Source organism: Saccharicrinis aurantiacus, assembly GCF_001660705.2.
GTDB classification, from domain to species: Bacteria; Bacteroidota; Bacteroidia; order Bacteroidales; family Marinilabiliaceae; genus Saccharicrinis; species Saccharicrinis aurantiacus.
The window spans coordinates 126,223-149,652 of the sequence record NZ_LYBV02000009.1; the positions used below are offsets into that span (position 1 = coordinate 126,223).

Annotated in this window: 18 protein-coding genes; 10 read left to right on the top strand and 8 right to left on the bottom strand. The window is 35.5% G+C overall.

Annotation, left to right across the window (positions count from 1 at the left end):
* The first annotated feature begins 32 nt into the window (after positions 1-32).
* The 9 genes from A8B35_RS04935 (at position 33) to A8B35_RS04970 (ending at position 10,467) form a co-directional block, all read left to right on the top strand.
* Positions 33-230: a hypothetical protein gene (locus A8B35_RS04935; protein WP_075602271.1), complete on the top strand. Its 198-nt coding sequence runs from the start codon at positions 33-35 to the stop codon at positions 228-230.
* On the top strand, positions 224-472 hold the full coding sequence (locus A8B35_RS23840; protein ID WP_394365395.1) for a DUF6266 family protein: 249 nt from the start codon (positions 224-226) through the stop codon (positions 470-472). Before A8B35_RS04935 ends, A8B35_RS23840 begins: the two co-directional genes overlap by 7 nt.
* A 329-nt stretch (positions 473-801) precedes the next feature.
* Complete coding sequence (locus A8B35_RS04940; RefSeq protein ID WP_075602272.1) at positions 802-1,830, top strand: substrate-binding domain-containing protein; 1,029 nt, start codon at positions 802-804, stop codon at positions 1,828-1,830.
* Between the two features lie 537 nt (positions 1,831-2,367).
* Positions 2,368-3,729, top strand: coding sequence for an MFS transporter (locus A8B35_RS04945; protein WP_075602273.1), 1,362 nt, complete (start codon positions 2,368-2,370; stop codon positions 3,727-3,729).
* A gap of 18 nt (positions 3,730-3,747) precedes the next feature.
* Positions 3,748-4,401 carry a beta-phosphoglucomutase gene (gene pgmB / locus A8B35_RS04950; RefSeq protein ID WP_075602274.1) on the top strand — a complete coding sequence of 218 codons (654 nt, stop codon included), beginning with the start codon at positions 3,748-3,750 and terminating at the stop codon, positions 4,399-4,401.
* A gap of 161 nt (positions 4,402-4,562) precedes the next feature.
* Positions 4,563-6,872: a family 65 glycosyl hydrolase domain-containing protein gene (locus A8B35_RS04955; protein WP_075602275.1), complete on the top strand. Its 2,310-nt coding sequence runs from the start codon at positions 4,563-4,565 to the stop codon at positions 6,870-6,872.
* Between the two features lie 254 nt (positions 6,873-7,126).
* A complete protein-coding gene (locus A8B35_RS04960) occupies positions 7,127-8,395 on the top strand; it encodes an adenylosuccinate synthase (RefSeq protein WP_075602276.1) in 1,269 nt (422 codons plus the stop codon).
* 102 nt (positions 8,396-8,497) lie between these two features.
* Positions 8,498-9,304: a hypothetical protein gene (locus tag A8B35_RS04965; RefSeq protein WP_075602277.1), complete on the top strand. Its 807-nt coding sequence runs from the start codon at positions 8,498-8,500 to the stop codon at positions 9,302-9,304.
* 77 nt (positions 9,305-9,381) lie between these two features.
* Complete coding sequence (locus A8B35_RS04970) at positions 9,382-10,467, top strand: alanine racemase (RefSeq protein WP_075602278.1); 1,086 nt, start codon at positions 9,382-9,384, stop codon at positions 10,465-10,467.
* A gap of 72 nt (positions 10,468-10,539) precedes the next feature.
* Here the strand turns inward: A8B35_RS04970 and gcvP are convergent, their stop codons facing one another.
* From gcvP to A8B35_RS04985, 3 genes are all read right to left on the bottom strand, one after another.
* The gene (gcvP, locus tag A8B35_RS04975; RefSeq protein ID WP_075602279.1) at positions 10,540-13,413 is read right to left on the bottom strand and encodes an aminomethyl-transferring glycine dehydrogenase; all 2,874 of its coding nucleotides are present in this window, start codon (positions 13,411-13,413) and stop codon (positions 10,540-10,542) included.
* Positions 13,414-13,732: 319 nt separating this feature from the next.
* Positions 13,733-14,374: an MBL fold metallo-hydrolase gene (locus tag A8B35_RS04980; RefSeq protein WP_075602280.1), complete on the bottom strand. Its 642-nt coding sequence runs from the start codon at positions 14,372-14,374 to the stop codon at positions 13,733-13,735.
* Between the two features lie 23 nt (positions 14,375-14,397).
* On the bottom strand, positions 14,398-15,039 hold the full coding sequence (locus A8B35_RS04985) for a protein-L-isoaspartate(D-aspartate) O-methyltransferase (RefSeq protein ID WP_075602281.1): 642 nt from the start codon (positions 15,037-15,039) through the stop codon (positions 14,398-14,400).
* 112 nt (positions 15,040-15,151) lie between these two features.
* Here A8B35_RS04985 and A8B35_RS04990 point away from each other — a divergent pair, with 112 nt between their 5' ends.
* The gene (locus A8B35_RS04990) at positions 15,152-16,600 is read left to right on the top strand and encodes a sugar transferase (protein ID WP_075602282.1); all 1,449 of its coding nucleotides are present in this window, start codon (positions 15,152-15,154) and stop codon (positions 16,598-16,600) included.
* Positions 16,601-16,656: 56 nt separating this feature from the next.
* Here the strand turns inward: A8B35_RS04990 and A8B35_RS04995 are convergent, their stop codons facing one another.
* The 5 genes from A8B35_RS04995 to A8B35_RS05015 all read right to left on the bottom strand — a co-directional run.
* On the bottom strand, positions 16,657-18,030 hold the full coding sequence (locus A8B35_RS04995; protein ID WP_075602283.1) for a hypothetical protein: 1,374 nt from the start codon (positions 18,028-18,030) through the stop codon (positions 16,657-16,659).
* A 147-nt stretch (positions 18,031-18,177) separates the two neighbouring features.
* The gene (locus A8B35_RS05000) at positions 18,178-19,983 is read right to left on the bottom strand and encodes a family 43 glycosylhydrolase (RefSeq protein ID WP_075602284.1); all 1,806 of its coding nucleotides are present in this window, start codon (positions 19,981-19,983) and stop codon (positions 18,178-18,180) included.
* Between the two features lies 1 nt (position 19,984).
* Positions 19,985-20,770, bottom strand: a complete 786-nt coding sequence (locus tag A8B35_RS05005; protein WP_075602285.1) for a carboxylesterase family protein — start codon at positions 20,768-20,770, stop codon at positions 19,985-19,987.
* The gene (locus A8B35_RS05010; RefSeq protein WP_075602286.1) at positions 20,771-22,333 is read right to left on the bottom strand and encodes a sulfatase family protein; all 1,563 of its coding nucleotides are present in this window, start codon (positions 22,331-22,333) and stop codon (positions 20,771-20,773) included.
* A gap of 115 nt (positions 22,334-22,448) precedes the next feature.
* Positions 22,449-23,430, bottom strand: a 982-nt coding sequence (locus A8B35_RS05015; protein ID WP_171973158.1) for a glycoside hydrolase family 3 C-terminal domain-containing protein, incomplete at its 5' end; no start/stop codon positions are given.

Consider the following 23,430-nt stretch of genomic DNA (forward strand, 5'->3'; position numbering starts at 1 on the left):
TATATCAATCATTATTATTAAAAACGGCAATTATGGCACGATTAAAAACAAATATATTAGATGCTGCTTTAGGCAAAGTTGGTAATGTGCTTTTGTATGAAAGAAACGGGTTGGCATGTATGCGCTCTATGATTAGTTATTACCGAGATAAGAAAAGCGATAAGCAATTGCGACAGCGACAAAAAATGAGCTTGATTATGGTTTTATTAAGCCTTTTAGAGACCTGTTAAAGCTTACATTTTTTGAAAAAGGCTCTGGGCGCACTGCATACCAATCAGCACAAGCTTATAACTTAAAATATGCCATTACAGGTGAATACCCTGATCAATACGTTGACAAAAAACTTGCATTCCTTTGTAAAGGCGATTTACCCTTAGCTGATCAAATTTCATGCAAAGTAACAACAGATGAGATTTTTATTAATTGGAACAATAAAGTTCCCATAGGGCCAAAGCGAATGATTTGCTCATAGTAATGCTAAGAGTTGATGAGGATAGGTTTGACTATATTTTAACTAATGAATTGAGAAGTTCTGGGAGCTATCAATTTAAAAACCAATTTAAGACAGCTCATGTAGACATATGGATTGCGTTTAGGAGTGTTCATGATAATAAAGTCAGTAATAGCATCTATCTTGAATAGAGGGATCAGTTTGGGTACTTTATTACAGTATATGAAATGAGACAAGCATTCAATATTGATGTATTCGGGTCTTTTGATTGTTGATAAAAAGAGTATATTTATACATAAGATTTTATTATCATTAGACAAAATTAAAATAAAACATATTATATAGTATTCATGGCACCACACCAGATTACAATAAAAGATATAGCTAAAATTTTGGGTATATCAGCATCAACTGTATCTAGAGCACTAAAGGATCATCCTGATATTAGTCCGAAAACGAAGACGATGGTTCAAACTTTTGCTAAGAAAGTTCACTATCGACCTAACGCTCTAGCTTTAAACCTGAGACGCAGTAAAACCAATACCATAGGTATTATAATTCCTGAAATGGTGCATCATTTCTTTTCTTCAGTTTTGGCAGGTATCGATAAGATAGCATACGATGCAGGATATAATGTGATGATTTGTCAATCAAATGAAAATTACGAACGAGAAATAAGCGATGCACAAGCTTTGCTTGATAACAGAGTTGATGGGATATTAATGTCGTTAAGTAAAACTACCCATAAGCTAGATCATATAAATAACCTTTTGGATCACGGTTTACCATTGGTGTTTTTTGATAGGGCACCAGAAGAATTAAGTGTTGATAAAGTAATTATTGACGATTTAATGGGGGCAAAAATTGCCACCCATCACCTTATTTCTATAGGGTGTAAAAAGATTCTGCACCTTGCAGGCCCGCAGCATTTGCAAATAGGAAAGCGCAGAAGACAAGGGTATGAAGATGCTTTAACAGAGAATGGAATGGAGTACAATCCTAACTATGTTATTAAATGCGACACTATGGACGAAGTTTATGCTAATGCAGGACAAATATTGGAGATGGCTTCTGAAATAGACGGGATTTTTGCAGTAAATGACAGTACTGCAATTGCCGCAATGCAAGTATTAATGAAAAATGACATAAAAATACCTGATCATATTTCTGTTATAGGATTCGGAGATGGACCTAATGCAAAAATTGCATATCCTCCATTATCCACTGTGGAACAGAAAGGAATTGAAATGGGGCAAGAAGCGGTTAAACTTTTAATCAAGCAAATTGAGGAAAATGAAGTTACTACAGAGCCAAGTACAAAAGTACTAACTCCTGTTTTGCGAATCAGAGAATCTACAAATAAGTCAAGGTTATATTAATAAAGTGTACATTATAATTTGGCTCAACTCATTAAATGGGTTGGGCTTTTTTTTATAATAAAAGGGTACACAAAGCTTCAGTAAATTAACGTCTATTTACATTTATGTTTGAAGGTAGAATGCATTTAAATAGGATGGATTGCCCTATGTATCTAAGGTAGAATCTATCGTTTTTTGCATATTTTGCAACCGTTTGCATAAGTGCTTGCAAAAAAAAATGCATATTTTTTTTAACTTTTTTTCACCTTATTGCAAACGGTTGCAATAAGGAAAAGTGCACGGAAAGCTGTGTTTTTAAGCTATTTTACCGATGTGTAATAATTGAATAAAAAGTGCACATTGTCTATCTTTGATTCAGATTTTAAAACAAATGGACAGGTTTTAAAACCATTACACCTTACTTTTTTCGTTTCTGAAATTGTGAATATTATTATTAGTAATAAATAAATCTATATGCATTGTATGTTTTAGTACAAGTGCTTATCAAGTAAGTTTTTCTAATCTTAATGTCATGTACTAATCACATAAAATAATTGTATGAATAAGATGCCTCGGTTGTCATTTTGGCAAATTTGGAATGTTAGTTTTGGATTTTTGGGTGTTCAATTTGGTTTTGCTCTTCAAAATGCAAACGCCAGTAGAATTCTAACAAGTTTGGGAGCTGATCCTCATAATTTATCATTCTTTTGGTTAGTTGCCCCAATCATGGGATTGATGGTACAGCCGTTAGTAGGTGCTGCGAGTGATAAAACATGGACTCGACTTGGTAGAAGGTCTCCTTATATCCTTGGTGGAGCAATTGTCTCAATGATTGCTATGTTCTTTATGCCTAATGCACCATTGTTTTTTAAAGCAGGGGGAGCAGCAGCTTTAATTTTTGGAGTAACTATGCTAGCTCTAATGGATGGGTCATTTAATGTAACATTTCAGCCATTTAGAGCATTAGTAGCTGATATGACACCAGAAGAGCAACGAAATATCGGCTATTCGATACAAAGTTTTCTTATTAATATAGGTGCAGTTATTGGATCTGCTTTGCCTTTTATTTTAACAGCTTTAGGAATTGCTAACGAATCGGATGCAGGAGAGGTTGCACCTTCAGTTATATGGTCTTTCTATATTGGGGGATCTCTGTTGTTATTAAGTGTATTGGTGACTGTATTTAAAACCAAAGAATATCCACCCGAGCAATACGAAGCTTATAAAAATATTACCGAAGAGGATAAAGCGGAAAAGGTAAATTTTTGGGAGTTATTAAAAACTACTCCGAAAGTAATGAAGCAGTTGGCCATAGTTCAATTATTCAGCTGGTTTCCTTTGTTTTTATTATGGGTTTACTCTACTACTGCTATTTCACAGCACTATTTTGGTGTTCCACTAGATTTTAATGCAAGTGATCCTGAGTTTCTACCTTATAAAGGTGCTTTTGACGAAGCGGGTAATTGGGTAGGTATAACATTTGCAATGTATAGTCTTGTAGCTGCACTATTTTCTATTGTGATGCCTAAGTTAATAACTCTTACAAGCCGAAAAATAGTATACTCAGGAGCATTACTTATTGGAGGATTAAGCTTTATAAGTCTTTATTTTTTCACTAATCAATATCACATACTATATTCTATGGTCGGAATTGGTATAGCTTGGGCTGCAATATTAGCAATGCCATATACAATACTTTCAGGCGTACTTCCTCCAAAACGTATTGGTATTTATATGGGATTATTTAACCTAACAGTTGTAGTGCCTCAAATATTGAGTGGTGTTATAGGTGGTCCAATTTTGAGAGCATTTTTTAATAATCAAGGAATTTATGTAATGGTTCTTGCGGGAGTTATTATGATTTTAGGGTCTATATCTGTTGCTTTTGTGCAGCAGAATAAACAACAAATTGAGAAATAAAAAATAAAACTAATTACAATGAAAAATATTAAAGCTTGTTTATTTGATTTAGATGGTGTTATAGTTGATACTGCTAAATACCATTATATTGCATGGAAAGAACTCGCAAATGAACTTGGTTTTGACTTCACATTAGAAGATAACGAAAAATTAAAGGGAGTAAGCCGAATGACCTCTTTAGATATTCTACTATCAATTGGTGGAATTGAATTAGATGAGGATAAAAAACTAGAGCTTGCTACTAAAAAGAATGATAATTACTTACAGTATATTCTAAAAATGGGACCGGAAGAAATTCTTCCTGGAACCAAAGAGTTTTTAGAAGTGCTAAGAAAAGAGCATATTAAAATAGCACTTGGTTCCGCAAGTAAAAATGCCATGTTAATTCTTGAACGTCTAGAATTGACAGGTTATTTTGATGCTATTGTTGATGGTACTCATGTGGCAAAAGCTAAGCCAGACCCTGAAGTATTTTTGCAGGGTGCTGAAAAATTAGGAGTTGCTCCAACTGAGTGTGTGGTATTCGAAGATGCAGAAGCAGGAGTCGAAGCTGCTTTAGCAGGAGGTATGAAATGCGTAGGAATTGGAAGCTCAGAGGTATTGGGTAAAGCACATTTAGTTGTGGATGGTTTACACAAAATGAGTATTCAAAAATTAGGGTTGTTAGACTAAAAAGTACGTTAAGCTTTTTATGTTATTCATAGTTAAATAGTCGTTTTTTGATTGGTGTTAAATGTAATGGGCAAATATTCAAACTATTGCATCTTTCGCTTCAGACTTTTAACTAATAACTAACGAACTATTATTATCTATCTATCAAAAAACGAATTACAATGAAAGAATATTTAAAATATGATGAGTGGGAGATAATTGAAGAGGGCTTTGACCCGAACAACCACGAAGCATCAGAAAGTATTTTTAGTATTGGCAACGGTAAAATGGGACAGCGTGCCAACTTTGAAGAAAAATACTCAGGGAAAACATTACAGGGAAGTTATGTAGCAGGGGTTTATTATCCTGATAAGACAAGAGTAGGTTGGTGGAAAAATGGATATCCAGAATATTTTGCCAAAGTATTAAACTCACCAAATTATATAGGTATTAATGTTACCATAGATGGTACTGATTTAGATTTAAATAAATGTACTGTTGAAAACTTTGTACGCACCTTAAATATGCAAGAAGGTTTTCTTGCGCGTGAATTTGATGCTATTATTGATGGTAACAAAAAGATTCATGTTTCAGCCAAGCGTTTCTTAAGTATTTCTGAAACGGAGATTGCTGCTATACGTTATGAGGTAAAAGCAAGTAATTTCTCAGGTAAAATTGGATTTAGTCCATACATCGATGGAGATATCAAAAATGAAGACTCTAATTACGATGAGAAGTTTTGGAATGTTTTAAATGCCGAGTCAACAGAAGGAGAAGCTTACTTAGAATCTCAAACTAAGAAAACAGATTTTCGTTGTGGTTTTGCAATGAACTATAAAGTTCTTAAAAACGATAGTGAAATATCTCCCAAACAAGAAGTAATTCAACTTACCAAATGGGTAGGGAATCATATTGAGGATACAGTAGCAGAAGGCGAATCATTAACTATTGAAAAATATGTTGGTGTAGTATCTTCTTTAAATTCTGATCCGAAAGATTTAAAAGCAAATGCTTTAAAACAAGCTCAAGCAGCAGCGTCAAAAGGTTTCAATGCCTTATTTGCTGAACACAAAGCTACATGGGCTGAGAAGTGGGTGCATAGTGATATTGTTATTAAAGGTGATGTATCTGCACAGCAAGCCATCCGTTTCAATATCTTTCATTTAAACCAGACTTACACCGGTGAAGACGATCGTTTAAATGTAGGGCCAAAAGGATTTACTGGTGAAAAATATGGAGGTACTACTTATTGGGATACCGAGGCTTACTGTATACCATTCTTTTTAATGACGTCTCCATCAGAAGTGACGCGACAATTATTGGTTTACAGATATAAGCATTTACCAAGAGCCATCGAAAATGCCGCTAAATTAGGTTTTACTGATGGAGCTGCGCTTTATCCAATGGTTACAGCAAATGGTGAAGAGTGTCATAATGAGTGGGAAATTACCTTTGAAGAAATTCACCGTAATGGAGCCATTGCATATGCAATTCATAATTATATCCGTCATACTGGTGATTACGCTTATTTAGCGGATTATGGTTTAGAGGTATTGGTTGGAATTACACGTTTCTGGAGCCAAAGAATTACTTACTCTGAAGCTCGTAAGAAGTTTGTGATGTTAGGTGTTACTGGTCCTAACGAGTACGAAAACAACATTAACAATAACTGGTATACTAATAAAATGGCCGTTTGGTGTTTAAAATATACCATGGAGGCTCTTGATATTGTTAAGAATAGTAATGCGGCACGTTATGATGAGTTATTGAAGGTGATGAATCTTGATCCTGCTGCTGAAACACCACGTTGGAAAGAGATTTCAGAGAATATGCACTTCCCATATAATGAAGACTTGCAGGTATTTATGCAGCAAGATGGTTTTATGGATAAGGAACAGCTGATGGCGGATGATTTAAATCCTGCTGAGCGCCCTATTAATCAACATTGGTCATGGGATCGTATTCTTCGTTCAAACTTTATTAAGCAAGCAGATACCTTACAAGGTATGTATGTTCTTGAAGAAGAATTCTCAAATGAAGAGTTAGAAAGAAACTTTGATTTTTATGAACCTCGTACTGTACACGAGTCATCTTTATCACCTTGTGTACATTCAATTATTGCTACTAAGATTGGTAAGATTGAGAAAGCTTACGAGATGTATCTGCGTACTGCACGTTTAGATTTAGATGATTACAATGCTGAAGTACACGAAGGTTTACATATTACCAGTATGGCCGGTACCTGGATGAGTATTGTTGAAGGTTTTGGAGGTAAACGCGCCTACGACGAGAAACTTTATTTGAGTCCAATGATACCTGAGCAATGGGATGAATATGCTTTCCGATTGAGATTTAAAGGTAATGATATGGAGGTTCGAGTTTCTGCTACAGAAGTAGAGGTGATCTCACACTCTAGCAATAATTTTGATCTTTTTGTTTATGATAAAGCAGTTAGTGTTGAAGCTAACAAATCTGTTACCATCAAAAGATAAATAGGATTTATTAAGATAATAATTTAAAAGCGATTCGTAAGGATCGCTTTTTTTATGGGCAATAATTTTATTCGTGTTGGTTTAGAGTATAATAATCTCCTTTGTAATGAATGCCAAAATTTTAATGTGAAAACATGATATTATACCATTTTTAATAACTATTTTTACCGGTCGTAAAAAAAGATGTTTTTTTGCAATACCATTATCTCGCACAGTGTGGGGTTAAATACAAAAGAAATATTAAAATATAACGCATGAAAGTTGATGTTTTACTTGGTCTTCAGTGGGGAGACGAAGGGAAAGGAAAAGTAGTTGATGTACTAACGCCTAAATACGATGTGATTACACGTTTTCAAGGAGGTCCCAATGCAGGTCATACCTTAGAATTCAATAATATCAAACATGTATTACATAATATTCCTTCAGGTATTTTCCATACAGATAAAATGAATATTATTGGTAATGGTGTAGTTTTAGACCCAATTAGTTTTAAGCAAGAAATTGATGAACTAGAGGCTAAAGGCATGGATATTACTAAAAACTTATTAATATCTAAAAAAGCACATCTTATACTTCCAACACATCGTGTTTTAGATAGAGCTTCTGAAGATTCTAAAGGTAAAACTAAGATCGGATCTACACTTAAAGGTATTGGACCAACTTATATGGATAAGACTGGTCGTAATGGTTTAAGAGTGGGTGATATTCTGAATAACTTCGATCAAAAGTATGCCGATCTTAAAAAGAAGCATCAGCAATTACTTTCAATGTATGACAAAGAGTACGATGTAACAGAATACGAAGTTGGTTTACAAGAAGGAATTGATTGTTTAAAGCGTTTTACAATTATTGATAGCGAACATAGCATCAATAATTATATAAAAGAAGGAAAATCGGTATTGGCAGAAGGTGCTCAAGGTACTTTATTAGATATTGATTTTGGTTCTTATCCATTTGTTACATCATCAAACACAATTTGTGCTGGTGCATGTACAGGTATGGGTGTTGCTCCAAATAAAATTGGAGAAGTGTATGGTATTTTTAAAGCATACTGTACACGTGTTGGTAGCGGTCCTTTCCCTACTGAGTTGTTCGACGAAACAGGTGAGGAACTTCGTAAGGCGGGTCACGAGTTTGGTGCAACAACAGGTCGTCCGCGCCGTTGTGGTTGGATTGATTTAGTAGCCCTTAAATACTCAGTGATGATTAATGGAGTTACTCAACTTATCATGACTAAAGGCGATGTTTTAAGTACTTTTAAAACCATTAAAGTTGCTACATCTTATATTATTGATGGTGTTGAAACAAAAGAATTTCCTTTTGAGTTACCAGAGAATATGGAGGTGGTTTACACTGAACTTCCTGGTTGGTCTGAAGATTTAACAGGCTTGAAGAGCGAAAATGAGTTCCCTGAAGAATTAAATGCTTACATTGATTACCTTGAATCTGAACTTGAGGTACCAATTAAGATTGTTTCAGTAGGTCCTGATCGTGATCAAACTATTATTAGAGAAGAAGCTTAATATATAGATCATATCATATGCAAAGCCTGATTAATTTTAATCAGGCTTTTTTTGTTTTAAATTGCTAAAGGCTTAACTTCAATAAGTCTAAATTTTAGTTAAATGCCTAAAGCAATCATATCTATATTCCTACTTCTTACATTGTCGCTTGTCTCATTTTCGCAAGATTTTGATTCAGACAGCTACCGTTTAAATGATACTCATAATAAATGGAGCTTTAGATTTGGGCCTTACTTTTGGCTTTTAGGAATAGAGGGATCCATAATTAAACCGCCTCAGCCATCTAACCTACCAGAATATTCAGACCGTAGAATTGATATTGATTGGGATTTCTATGAAGTGTTGAATTCGCTGAAGTTTGCTTGTATGTTTCTTAGCGAATATAGATCAGAGAATTGGGTTGCAAAGTTGAACTTTAGTTCTTTAATATTAGAAAGTAACGTATTAACTGATCATGAAATATTAATTAAGAATGGCAACATCCGTTACACCTATATAGGAACAGACCTTTCCTTTGGATATCGAATTATTAAAAATCCGGCGCACGAATTTAATACCAGCTTTGGTGCTAAATTGGCTTTTTTTAAGGTTGATTTAAATACTAAGATCTTTCTGGTTGATGGAATTCACTTTGTTAGAGATCATTTATTGTTAGAGCCGGCTTTGGCAATGCGCTATATATACCGACCACATACAAGGGTAGAGTTAAGCGCTTATGTTGATGTGGGGAGTAGGTTATTAGACGATGCTTTTTCTTATCAGTTGCAATTGGGTGGAAAGTATGTTTTTTCAAAACACTTTAGTTCAGGAATTACATTTAGACGACTGTATTATAATGCAGATTTGGACAATGGAGTGTTTGATGGTGCTATACATGGACCTACTATAAATGTGTTGGCACAATTTTAGATTGAAAATATCTTTTATATTTAGCCTTTATAATGATTTTAGTAAAAGATTAATTTTCCTCAATAATACAATTTCAAATGTTTGAACCGCACTTACTTTTAAATACAGAAATAGCTCGTAGTAATATTTCTCGCATGCTTACTAAATGTAAGGATAATAACATTGTTTACAGACCACATTTTAAAACACATCAATCAGCAGAAATTGGCGAATTGTATCGCGAATTAGGAGTAGACTGCATTACTTGTTCATCGTTTAAAATGGCTTCTTATTTTGCTGATAATGGTTGGAGGGATATTACGGTAGCCATAACAGTCAATCAGCATTATGCCGATGATATTAATGCACTGGCATCTAAAATAAACCTTAATATTTTGGTAGAGGATGTTGCGGTTATTAACGAATTAGAAGCTCAAATAACCTCACCTGTAGGCTTGTTTATAAAGATTGATGCTGGCTACCATAGAACGGGTGTTGATGTTGAAGATTTTGACCAGATAAAAAAGTTGCTTGGTGCATTAAAACTGTGTAAGAACTTAATATTTATCGGATTTTTAGGGCATGCAGGTAATACATATGATGCAAGAGGAAAAGAGCAGATTATTGATATAGCTACTCCAGCAATGCATCAATTTGTTGCCCTGAAGGTCTTTTTAAAAGATGAGTTTCCTTTAATGCAATTATCATGGGGAGATACGCCAAGTTGTTCCGTATTACAACATTTTGAAGGTATTGATGAGCTTCGCCCAGGAAATATGGTGTTTTACGATTATGTACAGTCAATTATTGGTAGCTGTGAATTGCCAGATATTGCTGTTTGCATGAAGGTGAGCGTAATTGCGGTTCATCCTAAAAGAAACCAAGTAATTGTACACTGTGGTGCGGTTCATCTATCAAAAGATAGAGTTGAACTGCCAGATGGCACAATCTCTTATGGGAAGGTAGTTGAGATTGATGGAAATTCATGGGATATTAATAAAGATGTAGGAGAGGTAATTGCCTTATCGCAGGAGCATGGAACCATTAGGGTAGGGGATGATTTGATTCATTCAATTAAACCCGGAGATACTTTGGCTATTCTGCCAGTACATTCATGTTTAACAGTTAATCTTATGAAGGAAATGTACACTAATAGTGGTCAAAAAATTACTTGCATGCGATAGTGCTGATAAAAAAATGGGTAGCTCCGTATTCAGAACTACCCATTTTAGTGTTAAATTTATCTTTTATATAAATTACGATAGTAATTCGTACTCTTCAGGAGAACCACAAGTACAAATTAAATTTCTATCACCAAAAGCATCATCTACTCTTGCTACTGATATCCAAAATTTGTTCTCTTTAATCCACTCCTGTGGGAACGCCGCCTTTTCTCTTCCGTATGGGTGCGACCATTCATCAGATACTACTTTGTAATCAGGATGAGGAGCATTTTTCAGTACGTTATCTTCCTTATCAGCTTCGCCAGATTCAATTTCTTTGATTTCACTTAAAATACCTGTGAGTGCTGAAATGAACTTATCTAGTTCTTGTTTCGATTCACTCTCCGTTGGCTCTATCATTAAAGTACCATGCACTGGGAATGATAACGTTGGTGCGTGGAAACCATAATCCATTAAACGTTTGGCTATATCTAATTCGGTAATTCCTGAGCTGGCTTTAAAATGACGACATTCTAAAATCATTTCGTGTCCTACTCTTCCATTTTCTCCTGTGTACAGGATTCCGTAACCATCTTTAAGGTGATGTGCTAAATAGTTGGCATTCAAAATAGCCATTTCAGTAGATTTTGTTAATCCATCGCTACCTAACATTTTAATGTAACCATAGGTAATAGGTAAAACGCTAGCACTTCCGAAAGGAGCAGCAGAAACTGCGCTAATTCCAGATCTACCATTATTAATTACTGGGTGCGAAGGTAAAAATTCAACCAAGTGCTTAGCAACACCAATTGGGCCAACACCAGGGCCACCACCTCCATGGGGAATAGCAAATGTTTTGTGCAGGTTTAAGTGACAAACATCGGCACCAATTACTCCCGGATTGGTTAAACCAACCTGAGCGTTCATATTAGCACCATCCATGTATACCTGGCCACCAAATTGGTGAATAGTTTCGCAAACCTCAACAACAGAAGCTTCGAAAACACCATGTGTAGATGGGTAAGTTATCATTAAACAAGATAAGGTATCTTTATACTTTTCAGCCTTTTCTTTTAAGTCGGCAACATCAATATTACCTCTTTCATCACACTTCACAACCACAACTTTCATTCCTGCCATTACAGCACTTGCGGGGTTGGTACCATGCGCAGAAGAAGGAATAATAGCCACATCGCGTTGCGCTTCGCCTCTGCTTTTATGATATGCACTAATAACCATTAGTCCTGCATACTCACCTGCCGCACCTGAGTTTGGCTGAAGGCTTACATCTGCAAAACCAGTAATTTCAGCTAAATCGCGCTTTAGTTCAGCCATTAATAAATGGTAACCCGCAGCTTGATCAGCCGGCACAAATGGGTGAATACCACCAAATTGAATCCAACTAAGTGGCAACATCTCAGTAGCCGCATTCAACTTCATAGTACAAGAGCCTAATGAAATCATAGAATGTGTTAATGAAATATCTCTGCGCTCTAATTTTTTGATGTAGCGTACCATCTCAGTTTCAGAGCGGTAATGATTAAATACATCTTGCTGTAAAAATGAACTTTCTCTGATGAAAGATTTATCGATGGTGCAAGTTTCTGGTATTTCTTTAATCTCAACAATTTCGTTTCCTGATGCTCTAGCAAATACTTCAATTATCCAATTAACATCTTCAAGATTTGTTGTTTCATCAATACTTAAAGCCACTTCTCCATTTTCGCAGTAGCGGAAGTTCATCTCAAGTTCTAATGAATACTTCTCTATTAAATCAAGCGAAGCATTATCAGGCAGTGAGAAACGAATTGTATCAAAAAAGTTATTGTTTAATTGTTTGTAGCCAAATTTCTCAATTTCGTTTGTAAGTAAACTAGCAATGTTATGAATTTGACCAGCTATTTGTTTAATACCTTCAGGGCCATGGTAAACTGCGTAGAAACTAGCCATAGTAGCTAGTAAAGCTTGAGCAGTGCATATGTTTGAAGTAGCACGTTCGCGTTTGATGTGCTGCTCGCGTGTTTGAAGTGCCATTCGTAAGGCTCTTTTTCCGTTTTTATCTTTTGTAATACCGATAATACGACCTGGTAAATGTCTTTTATAATCTGCCTTAGTGGCAAAAAATGCAGCATGAGGACCGCCATAACCCATTGGAACACCAAAGCGCTGTGTTGTACCAAATACAACATCGGCACCCCATTCTCCCGGAGGAGTTAATAAGGATAAGCTTAATAAGTCAGCAGCAACAGCCACCTTACAATTAGCAGTATGTAATTTTTCAATCCATTCTTTATAGTCAACTACATTACCCTCAGAATTTGGGAATTGAACCATGGCACCAAAATAGGCTTCTGTAGGTTCACACTCATTCCATTTACCAAACTGTAATGTAATGCCAAGAGGTTCAGCTCTGGTTTCAAGAACCGCCTTGGTTTGTGGCCAGATATTCTCATCAACAAAAACAATATTTGCACCTGCTTTTGCCATGGCTCGTGAGCGAGAATTAAACATCATTACCATAGCTTCGGCAGCAGCTGTTGCTTCATCTAATAAGGAAGCATTAGCCAGCTCCATACCAGTAAGTTCACTTACTACGGTTTGGAAGTTTAATAAAGCTTCAAGTCTACCTTGAGAAATTTCAGCTTGGTAAGGTGTATATGAAGTATACCATACTGGGTTTTCAAGTACATTTCTAAGCACCACTGCAGGGGTAATTGTATCGTAATATCCCATTCCGATATAGGTATTGTATACCTTATTTTTATCGGCAATTGCCATTATTTTACGATAATACTGTCGCTCAGTTAAACCCTTAGCTAATCGAAGAGGTTCTTTTAATCTAATATTCGCAGGAACTGTTTCTTCAATAAGTGAATCCATTGACTTTACTCCAATGGTATTTAGCATTTCGTCTATCTCGTGATCTCTCGGACCAATATGACGCGCAACAAATTTATCTGTAGCCATTCTATAATTCTTTAAACGACCTGAAGGTCTTTAATTACCTATGAGTCAACTTAATAAAAAATGATTTGGTTGTGTTAATTACCTGGCTAAAGTTATAATATTAAACAAGTTATAAAAATGACACAACTAGTATTTTGGGATGATTTTTATCAGAGAAATCATAAAAAAAGTGGATATACCCTCGGCTTAAGGGGTATCCACTTTTAAATTTCTTTATTTTAAGAGACTTATCTACCAATAGATTGATAGTGTTTGTTATTTGTTTGAAATACAAAAAAATCACTATTGGCTACAGCCTAAAAACAGACTAACTATTAATCTATTGCAAGTGCATGTTATTTTCTTTTTCGTACCCAATGGTTGTTGATGGTCCATGTCCTGGATATACAGCAACTTCAGCAGGTAATGTAAGTAGTTTTGCTTTGATACCTGAAATTAAAGTATCATAATCTCCACCAGGTAAGTCAGCTCTACCAATGCTATCACGGAATAATACATCGCCAGCAATTGCGAAGCCTTCCTTTTCAGCATATAATACAACTCCACCTGGAGAATGACCCGGTACGTGAATAATTTTGATGATTGATCCGCCAAATTCGAGCTCTTGCCCATCTTCGAAGTATGTGCCAATAGCAGGAGGGTTTTCTTTTACCTCAATACCCATAGAACCCGCATATTCCACCGTTTTTTCTATCCAGAACTCATCACCTTTGTGTGCTACGGCACTTAAGTTGAAAGTATCGGATACAAAACGGTTCCCGAAAACATGATCAAGATGTAAATGTGTATTCCATAGTTTTGTTGGAGTAAGGTTGTTCTCTTTTAAATATTGTACCAAGTGTTGTTGCTCATGGTCAGCTAAACAACCGGGATCAATTATAATACACTCGCCATTATCGGCAGAAATTAAGTAAGTATTTTCTTGCCAAGGGTTATACGGTAATGTATGTACTTTTAACATGATATATTGTTTTTAATTATTATCTATTTTGCAGTGCCTTTTAGCATAGGAACAAAAGCAAATTTACCAAAATCTTCTTGATCAAATTCAGTTGCTGAAATTCGAGTAATTCTAATCATATTCTGCGACTTATCTCCAACGGGAATTACCATATTCCCACCTATCTTTATTTGCGTTAACAAATCTTCGGGAATATAGGGGGCACCAGCAGTTACTATTATATGATCAAAAGGACCATACTTAGGCAAGCCAGCATAACCATCTCCATAAAAGAAAAGTGGTCGGTATCCTAGTCTTGGTAGAAAGGTACTGGTTTTATTATATAACTCCTTTTGACGCTCGATAGTATAAACCTTTGCACCAACCTCAATTAGCACTGCAGCTTGATAGCCAGAGCCTGTTCCTACTTCCAAAACTTTATCTCCTGACTTAATCTTTAATAATTGCGTTTGAAAGGCTACTGTATAAGGTTGTGATATGGTTTGACCCGCACTAATAGGAAAAGCCTTATCCTGATAAGCAAATTGCATGAAGCTACTTTCAAAAAAAAGATGGCGAGGAACATTACCAATTGCTGATAATACATTGGAGTCAGTTATACCCTTTCTCTCAATTTCATCTACCAATCTTAGCCGCAGTCCTTTATGTCTGTATGTATCAATCATTCAAAAAAAATATGTGTAAAAGTAATATTATATCTATTATTTTGTAAACAATATTCTTATACTTTGTACGTTATAAGCCTTGTTGAGGTGGCTTAATTCACTATGGAGATCAATGATAAAAAACTTATTTTCAATAAATAATAGGATAAATGAACGCAGGGTAAAATATACTTTTGTGCTATCTGATATTGTATTTATTTGCTTGTCGCATTTGATAATACTTCAGTTATTTCCTGATTTGCCATTGCACATCCTTAATAAGCACTTACCTATATTATCAAAAGGGTTTGCAATACCTCTATTTTTTTTAACCTCAACTTTTTATTGGGTTTATAATTTTTATTTATTCGGGGCTTACACTCAGGTGGATAAGAGATCAGGATTATCAATAATATGGCCAAGTTTTTTATCCGTTTTTAGTGGCTCAGCACTTCTATTGTTACTTTTAATTAAAACAGTTCCGTATTACGTAAGCTATTTTCAATTTATACTTTTTATAAAGTATTTATCACTACTTGGAGGGTTAATTATTATATCTAGGGTTATTTGGATTCAACTTTTCCAGAAACAAAAACGAAATGGAAATATCTCATACAACACGATTTTGATTGGTAATAACGAACGTGCTTTAGCTATTATTAAAGATTTCTTGGGATTTAAATATAATTTAGGGTTTAAGTTTATTGGATATGTATCACCTAATAATGAAGAAAATCCTCAGATTAATAATTACTGTAAGCATTTTGGAAATATTGATAAGCTAAGCTCGATTATTAACAAGAATGAAATTGACGAGGCTGTAGTTTGTTTAGACCCTCGAAATCATGAAGGTATTTATTCTGTAATTACATTATTAAAGCAAAGTGGTATTACTATTCGCTTAAATCCGGATATTAATTTAATAATTGAAGGGGCTGTTAAAACAAATACACTAGAGACGTTACCTTTTGTAACCATTACTCCTTTTAAAATGCCTGTTTGGCAAGGGGTTATGAAACGATTTCTTGATTTTTCAATAGCACTATTAGGCTTGCTATTTTGTGCGCCTATATTCTTAATACTTGCCCTATTAATTAAACAGGGATCAAACGGACCTATTTTTTACGCTCAAAAGCGAATCGGAAAGAATGGTAAGGTTTTTACTATTTACAAGTTTAGGTCAATGTACATTAATGCTGAAGAAAGTGGACCTTGTTTGGCAAAAGAAGATGATGTGCGTATTACTAAGCTTGGCAGATATATGCGAAAGTGGCGAATTGATGAGTTACCTCAATTTATTAATATTGTTATGGGTGATATGTCTTTGGTAGGTCCTCGTCCTGAGCGTCAATTCTTTATTGATCAAATAGCAGAGAAAGCACCACACTATGCGCATATATTAACGGTTAAGCCAGGTATTACATCATGGGGTATGGTTAAGTTTGGCTATGCACAAAATATAAATGAAATGATTGAACGTTTACAATTTGACCTTCTTTATCTTGAAAATCAGACCTTATTGGTTGATTTTAAGATAATTCTATTTACCGTTAGAACTGTTTTGGCAGGGGAAGGTAAATAAGCATAAAAAAAGGAGAACAGTATGTACCATTCTCCTTTACAAACTGTTGTTTGATTTTATCTTTTATAACTTGGCTTTTCCTTATTAAAGAAGTCGTTATATTCTTGAAAGAATTCAACTCCTAACATTTCAGGTAAGGCGGCTAATCCAAACAGCATACAACCATAATCAACACCTTCTACCTTAGATGGGCGCCAATTTAAGTCACTATAGCTGTATTTCCATAGAATATAGTCGCCACCATCAGAAATTCCTTCTCTTGCTGGTAGTGCCATTTTACCTAGTCCACGAGAATCTCGATATATTGCAATTAAATCTTCACGAACTAAATTTGGTAATACTGCAGAATACCCAGCCATCGCACTTAGTGCTACGTTTTTGCCTTTGTTTCGGTCTTTATCTGTGTTGATGTCTTTAATTTCACAAATTCGATCTACACAATAACTTTCCACTAACTCCCCTTTGTTATCTCTTAAACCAATACCGGCAGTAGTTCCCCATTCGTATGTTTGTTTTCCCATTTCATCAAGATCATTTCTATCATGCCACCACGCTCTATCTGCTAAGGCCGCACTTTTCATAGCTTCATGATATTCTTCACTTATCGAGAAATCGTGCACAAACATATAATTAAACATGAATGTGAAATTAGAGGTAAACTCTTTAGTTACGGCATGATCTGTTGGGATATCAAATTTTTCGCCTGATTTACTGGTGTAAGTGGCATGTGGTAAGTTTTGAGTTGAAGCATACCATTTATCCCACAACTTATTGGCGGCATTATTCTTCTTTTTGGCTTGATTTTTAGCAAACCACGCTACAATCATATATTCATTGTAGGGTAAGGTGTAGTTGTTTTTAGCTGAACCATCAGGGTTCATCTCAAGTGCAATTTGACCTTTTTCCCAATCGCCAACAAATACCTCATGATTGATCATATTGTATAAACGATCGGCATATTCTCCGATTTTCTTATTTTCATGAAAATATCGCTTGGCAAATAGTACTCCACCTAACATTAAATCTGTGTCAATGGGGCTAAAATCATGACTCATTGATTCGCCTGTATGGATATTAAAGAAGTGGATGAAACAATTTTCATCAGTTTTCTCAAGATTAACACCATAATCGTTAATTCCTAAAACTGTTTCTAAGGTTTCTGTGATTTGCTCTTCTGCATTGTTAGTCCATCCCATTTCTGTGGCCACACAAAGAGAAACTAAGCCCATTCCAATATTGGCAGAAGATCCTCTGTCAGAACTCTCTTTTGTGCTCACATAATCGTTATATAAACCTTTATCAGTGCGGAGCATATCGTAAAACTTACAAGTATTTTGCAGAAGTTCTTCCAATATCTGATGGTCCGTTTTTTGAGCAGTAAGGTTTCCTGCTAGAGCAAACACTAATACGAAATAAATAAGTTGTTTCATTTGTAATTCTTTAGTTGTTAATAGTAGTTATATGAAGCAAAGATCAAGAGGTGATTTTTATATCCTCCCTCATTATAAAGTAATGAGAGAGGATTATTTGGTAGTTATACAATGGCAAATTAAATTCGCCATTTTGATTTTAGATACTTATTTAACGAGTACTGGTTTTGTACTCTTGGATATTCCATTTTCATTAAAAGCCTCTATGGTAAAATAGTAATCCGTTCCTTTATCTAAGGATGGAACTTTATGCTCGTTCACATCATAAACCAACCACGAATGGTATAATTTATCGGGAGCAATACCCCAACGGATATTATAACCCTGAGCACCCTTAACAGCGTCCCACGACATAACAGCATCACGTGGATCCGCTTCTCTGCTAATTTTGAAGTTTTTAACGCTCGATGGTATTTTTCCTTCGCCCAAACCAAATACGCGTACCTCAGACATGGCAAAGTTATTTCCTGGAACCTCGATGTTATTATAACGTACATACTTAGCTTTTACAGGAACGCTTAAAGGGAGGTATGCATTAGGTGTATCCTTATAGCTTTTGCTTTTATCAACAATTGTTTCCCAGTTTGTACCATCAAGAGATGCTTCAATTGTATAGCGATGACGAAGACCTTCTACACGTGTGTAAATACCCGCCTCATGATCGTGAAAATTAAGTTGCAATGCGTAAATCATTCCAACATTTTGCATTTCAATTTCTATCCACTGTTTATCATCATTAGCTTCGGCAACCCAATAAGATTTAGGGTTTTCATCCGTTAATATCTTTGATAAAATTTTACCATCTGCAGTGCGCTCTTCTGGCATTTCTTCAATATCGAATTCACCATCATCGGCCGTGCTTTTTTCTATTTGCAGAACAGAACTTGATACCGTGGCTTTGCCTTTGTATGATAATAACATCCAGCCATTGTGTTGACCTGCTTTTGTTGGATGACTTGGCGCATAACGCGGATAATCGCCATAATGCGTATTGCTGTGCATAATATCTTCGTTATCGAAATAAGTTGGATACATACATAAACGGCGTTCCCAATGCGCATTAGAGGCTAGTGCTGTTGTGCCAAAATGCCAATACTGATTGTTGGTTTGCTTTACGGTAATACCATGACCGGCACCGTTGGTAAAACCACCAGGTTTAAAACTAATTGGATTTCCTTTCATATATTCAAAAGGACCAGTTGGTGAATCGCCTACGTAAGCACCATCAGCATAAACATTAAACTGTGTACCTGGAGCAGCATACTGTAAATAATATTTACCATTGTGCTTGGTCATTGAGGCTCCTTCCATATAACCTTCTTTTATGGTTGGATGAAAGTTGTTTTCGCCAAAACGCTCCCAACCATGCTCTTCCTCATTTAAATAAATAAGTTCTTTCGGTTCCCCAATTTCAAGCATTCTATCATTTTTATTAAGCTCTTTTACTTTAAGAGGAAACACATTGGACGATCCCCAATACAAATAAGTTCTGCCATCATCATCAATGAATATTTCAGAATCTTGTATGTTTTTTGAAATAGAAGCCGTTGGAGTCCACGTACCCGACTTAGGATCGTCAGAGTAAAGAATGCTTCCATAACCAGCAGGATTTCCGGCAAAATAGATTACTGAATCTTTATAATTAAATGCCGAAGGTGCGTTAGATCCCTCAAAAAACCATTGAGCCGGTTTGATAAATTCCCAGTTAACAAGATCTGTAGAGTGCCAATATCCGAAAGATCGGGTTACAAACATGTAATATTCACCCCTAAATTCCACAACTGCAGGATCGGCACCAGAGCGATAGGATAAATTATTGGCAGAATTATAAACCATATAAGTATAATCAATATCGATAGGATTACAATAGGTTTGCGGTAATTGATCCTGTGCATATACAGAAACGTTTGATAGTGCAAACACTAATAGTAGTGTATTTAATATTTTACGCATGTTATTTACTTTTATATTTAAAGATCCGTTTTAATAATTTTGGTTCGGCTAGGGCGCTGTCCCAACTATTATGATTATCGTTTCGATATAATGTGTATTTCGATTTTCGATTGCTTTTTTTAACGATATCGTAAATGTCTTTTGATAAATATGGAGGAACAACATCATCAACTCCACCATGGAAAAACCATATTGGAGTTTGTGCATATTTATTTGCAAGTGTTTTATCATGACCGCCACAAATAACCACCGCGGCAGCATATTTATCAGGGTATCTATACAATTGCTCAAGAGTACCCATGCCACCCATTGATATTCCCATTATGTATAACCTTGACGCATCTACATAATTAGCTTTTGAAAGTGTATCAACCAATTGGTTTACTAATTGTGATGATTTTGGTAATGGCCTTTCTACATCAAATGAAAAGATGGGACCATTTGCACCTTGTTCTTTTTTTCTGTTAGTCCACATCTCATTTGGTGGGCATTGCGGAAATAAAGCAATACACGGAAAGTCAACTAAATTACTTTTTTGAGTAAATAAGTCGCCCCCATGGGTAAGCTGCGCTTCATTATCGTATCCTCTTTCTCCAGATCCATGTAAAAACAAAACCAAGGGATATTTTTTTTTCGAATCAAAACCTATGGGTAATAGAATTTGATAGTTTAAGGTGTCTGAATTACTAACAAAGGCACCTTTCTGAAATTCACCTGTTTTGTCCAAATCAAAATTGCTGATTGAAAGATTTAATGACATCAGCATATTTATAAATAATAATATCATTTAATGTAAGTATTTATCAGGTACCTGATATTTTAGAATTAAGCTATCGAGTTCATTATGTAATTCTTCCTGTTTGGTTTTGTATTCAGCCTGGCCGTAGATGTTATGCATTTCATCCGGGTCTTTATCAAGGTCATACATCTCCCAAACTTTATCTTTATAAAAATGAATTAATTTAAAGTGCCCTTTCTTAACACCATTATGAGCCTTTACACTATGGAAACCTGGGTATTCGTAATAATGATAGTATAATGACTCTCGCCATGGTACATCCTCAGAATTGGATTCCATTAAAGGCAAGATTGATTCACCTTGCATATCAGTTGGAGAGTCTACTCCAAGCATATCTAGAAATGTTGGAGCAAAATCGATATTCTGTGTAAATTGATTTATGCTAACGCCTTTTTTATCAATAAATGGATTACGGATAATCAATGGCATCCTAAACGATTCTTCATACATCCATCGTTTGTCAAACCAACCGTGCTCCCCTAAAAAGAAGCCTTGGTCAGAAGTATACACAACAATTGTGTTTTCTAATAAATCATTTTCTTCAAGATATTGGTACATTTCGCCAATGCTCTCATCAACAGACTTAACACATGCCAAATAATCTTGTAAGTAGCGTTGTAGCTTCCATTCTGCTTTTTCTTTTTCAGTTCTTTCTGTAAGGTAATAATCATTATTTCGTTCGCGATAGGCCTCTAAAAATGTTTTACGTTCTTCGTCTGTCATACGTCCAAAGAATACATCAGGCCATCTATCGTATAAAAGTGTATCGCTATCTAATCCTGTTACCATTTTTAAGTCATGACCTTCATATGCATCTACATATATATTCATTTCTTGTCCGCCAGCAGCTTGTCGACCTTGGTAATTATCAAAGTAATTATCTGGAATTGGGAACTCTGTGTTTTCAAATAAGCGATAGTATTTTTCAGCAGGTACCCAGTTACGATGCGGTGCTTTATGCTGCATCATTAAAAAGAAAGGTTTATCAGAATTTCTATTGCTTAGCCAATCTTGCGTAAATTCGGTAATAAGTTCGGTTACATATCCTGTTTCTTGAGTAGTGCCCTCTTTTGTTATAAAATCAGGGTTGTTATATTCTCCTTGATCATTTAAAATTCGGTAATAATCGAACCCAACGGGTAGTGAATTCAAATGCCATTTTCCAATTACAGCCGTTTCAAATCCGTTTTCTTGAAGTATGTTTGATATTGTAGCCTGTTCGCCATTAAACTTAGTACCATCATTTTTCATAAAACCATTGGCATGAGAGTGTTTACCTGTTAGTACAGATGCTCTACTGGGACCACATATTGAATTGGCACAATAGTTTTCGGTAAACAAGAAGCCTTCTTTAGCAAGGCGATCGATGTTAGGAGTTGGGGCTAGCTTTGAAATGGGGTGCCCATACGAACTGATAGCCTGTAGTGCATGGTCATCAGTCATGATAAAGAGAATGTTGGGTTGCGTCTTGTCTTGTTTGTTATTGCTAGAACACGATGCTAGAATAAAGCTCGTAATTAATAGAAATAACATGTTAGTTGTGTGTTTCATGAGGTATTAAATTGATTATAAAATGATAAATAAGTAAGGGTTTATAATCTATACTGAATTCTATTATTAATGCAGCTCAGCTGTTTTTATCAGCTGAGCCACAATAGTTGATTTTTTATTTAAATGAGAAAGTTTTGTGATTACTTTCATCGCTAGAACTAGTGCTTACCCACACATTAAAGTCACCTGCTTCCACAGTTGGTTTAATGTTGTTATCTAAAAACTCAATAGTACTTTCGTCGATGGTAAATTCAACGGTTTTAGTTTCTCCTTTTTTAAGAGCAACTTTTTCAAAACCTTTTAGCTCTTTTACCGGACGTGTAACCGAAGCTACAATGTCTTGTATATACAATTGAACTACTTCTTCGCCATCGTAATTTCCATTGTTGGTAACATCAATGGAAACATTGATAGAACCACCTTTAGAAAATTCAGCACTGCTCAATTTTAGATTGCTGTACTCATAATTGGTATATGATAAACCATGACCAAATGGATATAGCGGAGTGTTTTCCACATCGATATAATTTGATCGGTAATCGGCAGGAGCATCATCGTTAAATGGGCGACCTGTGTTTTTCATGTTGTAATAAATAGGCACCTGACCCACATTACGAGGGAAAGTCATTACCAATTTAGCAGTAGGATTGTAGTCTCCAGAAATGATATCAGCCACAGCATCACCTGCCTTAATACCCGGATACCAAGCCTCAACTATGGCATCTACATTTTCAGCTTCCCATGATAAATCTAACGGGCGACCATTGAATAATACCAAAACAATTGGCTTACCTGTTTTCTTCAGTTCTTTTAAAAGCTCGCGCTGATTTCCTGGAAGGGTAATTTCACTGCGGCTAGCAGCTTCGCCCGACCAGTGGTAGTTTTCTCCCATTGCAACTAAAACCACATCGCTATTTTTTGCAGCTTTAACCGCTTTAGCAAATCCTTTTTTATTAGGCACATTTACCGTAGAAACCTTCTCAGTAGAACGATCGATTAATGGTAAATCAGTTCCTTTGGCATAAGAGAATTTCACTCTAGTATTGTTGTATTTGGCTTCTAAACCTTCGCGAACAGTTACCGATTTGCTACGATCA

Coding starts and splice junctions, on each gene's coding strand:
- A8B35_RS04935 (WP_075602271.1), top strand. CDS start 33: ATGGCACGATTAAAAACAAATATATTAGATGCTGCTTTAGGCAAAGTT.
- A8B35_RS04940 (WP_075602272.1), top strand. CDS start 802: ATGGCACCACACCAGATTACAATAAAAGATATAGCTAAAATTTTGGGT.
- A8B35_RS04945 (WP_075602273.1), top strand. CDS start 2,368: ATGAATAAGATGCCTCGGTTGTCATTTTGGCAAATTTGGAATGTTAGT.
- pgmB (WP_075602274.1), top strand. CDS start 3,748: ATGAAAAATATTAAAGCTTGTTTATTTGATTTAGATGGTGTTATAGTT.
- A8B35_RS04955 (WP_075602275.1), top strand. CDS start 4,563: ATGAAAGAATATTTAAAATATGATGAGTGGGAGATAATTGAAGAGGGC.
- A8B35_RS04960 (WP_075602276.1), top strand. CDS start 7,127: ATGAAAGTTGATGTTTTACTTGGTCTTCAGTGGGGAGACGAAGGGAAA.
- A8B35_RS04965 (WP_075602277.1), top strand. CDS start 8,498: ATGCCTAAAGCAATCATATCTATATTCCTACTTCTTACATTGTCGCTT.
- A8B35_RS04970 (WP_075602278.1), top strand. CDS start 9,382: ATGTTTGAACCGCACTTACTTTTAAATACAGAAATAGCTCGTAGTAAT.
- gcvP (WP_075602279.1), bottom strand. CDS start 13,413: ATGGCTACAGATAAATTTGTTGCGCGTCATATTGGTCCGAGAGATCAC.
- A8B35_RS04980 (WP_075602280.1), bottom strand. CDS start 14,374: ATGTTAAAAGTACATACATTACCGTATAACCCTTGGCAAGAAAATACT.
- A8B35_RS04985 (WP_075602281.1), bottom strand. CDS start 15,039: ATGATTGATACATACAGACATAAAGGACTGCGGCTAAGATTGGTAGAT.
- A8B35_RS04990 (WP_075602282.1), top strand. CDS start 15,152: ATGATAAAAAACTTATTTTCAATAAATAATAGGATAAATGAACGCAGG.
- A8B35_RS04995 (WP_075602283.1), bottom strand. CDS start 18,030: ATGAAACAACTTATTTATTTCGTATTAGTGTTTGCTCTAGCAGGAAAC.
- A8B35_RS05000 (WP_075602284.1), bottom strand. CDS start 19,983: ATGCGTAAAATATTAAATACACTACTATTAGTGTTTGCACTATCAAAC.
- A8B35_RS05005 (WP_075602285.1), bottom strand. CDS start 20,770: ATGATATTATTATTTATAAATATGCTGATGTCATTAAATCTTTCAATC.
- A8B35_RS05010 (WP_075602286.1), bottom strand. CDS start 22,333: ATGAAACACACAACTAACATGTTATTTCTATTAATTACGAGCTTTATT.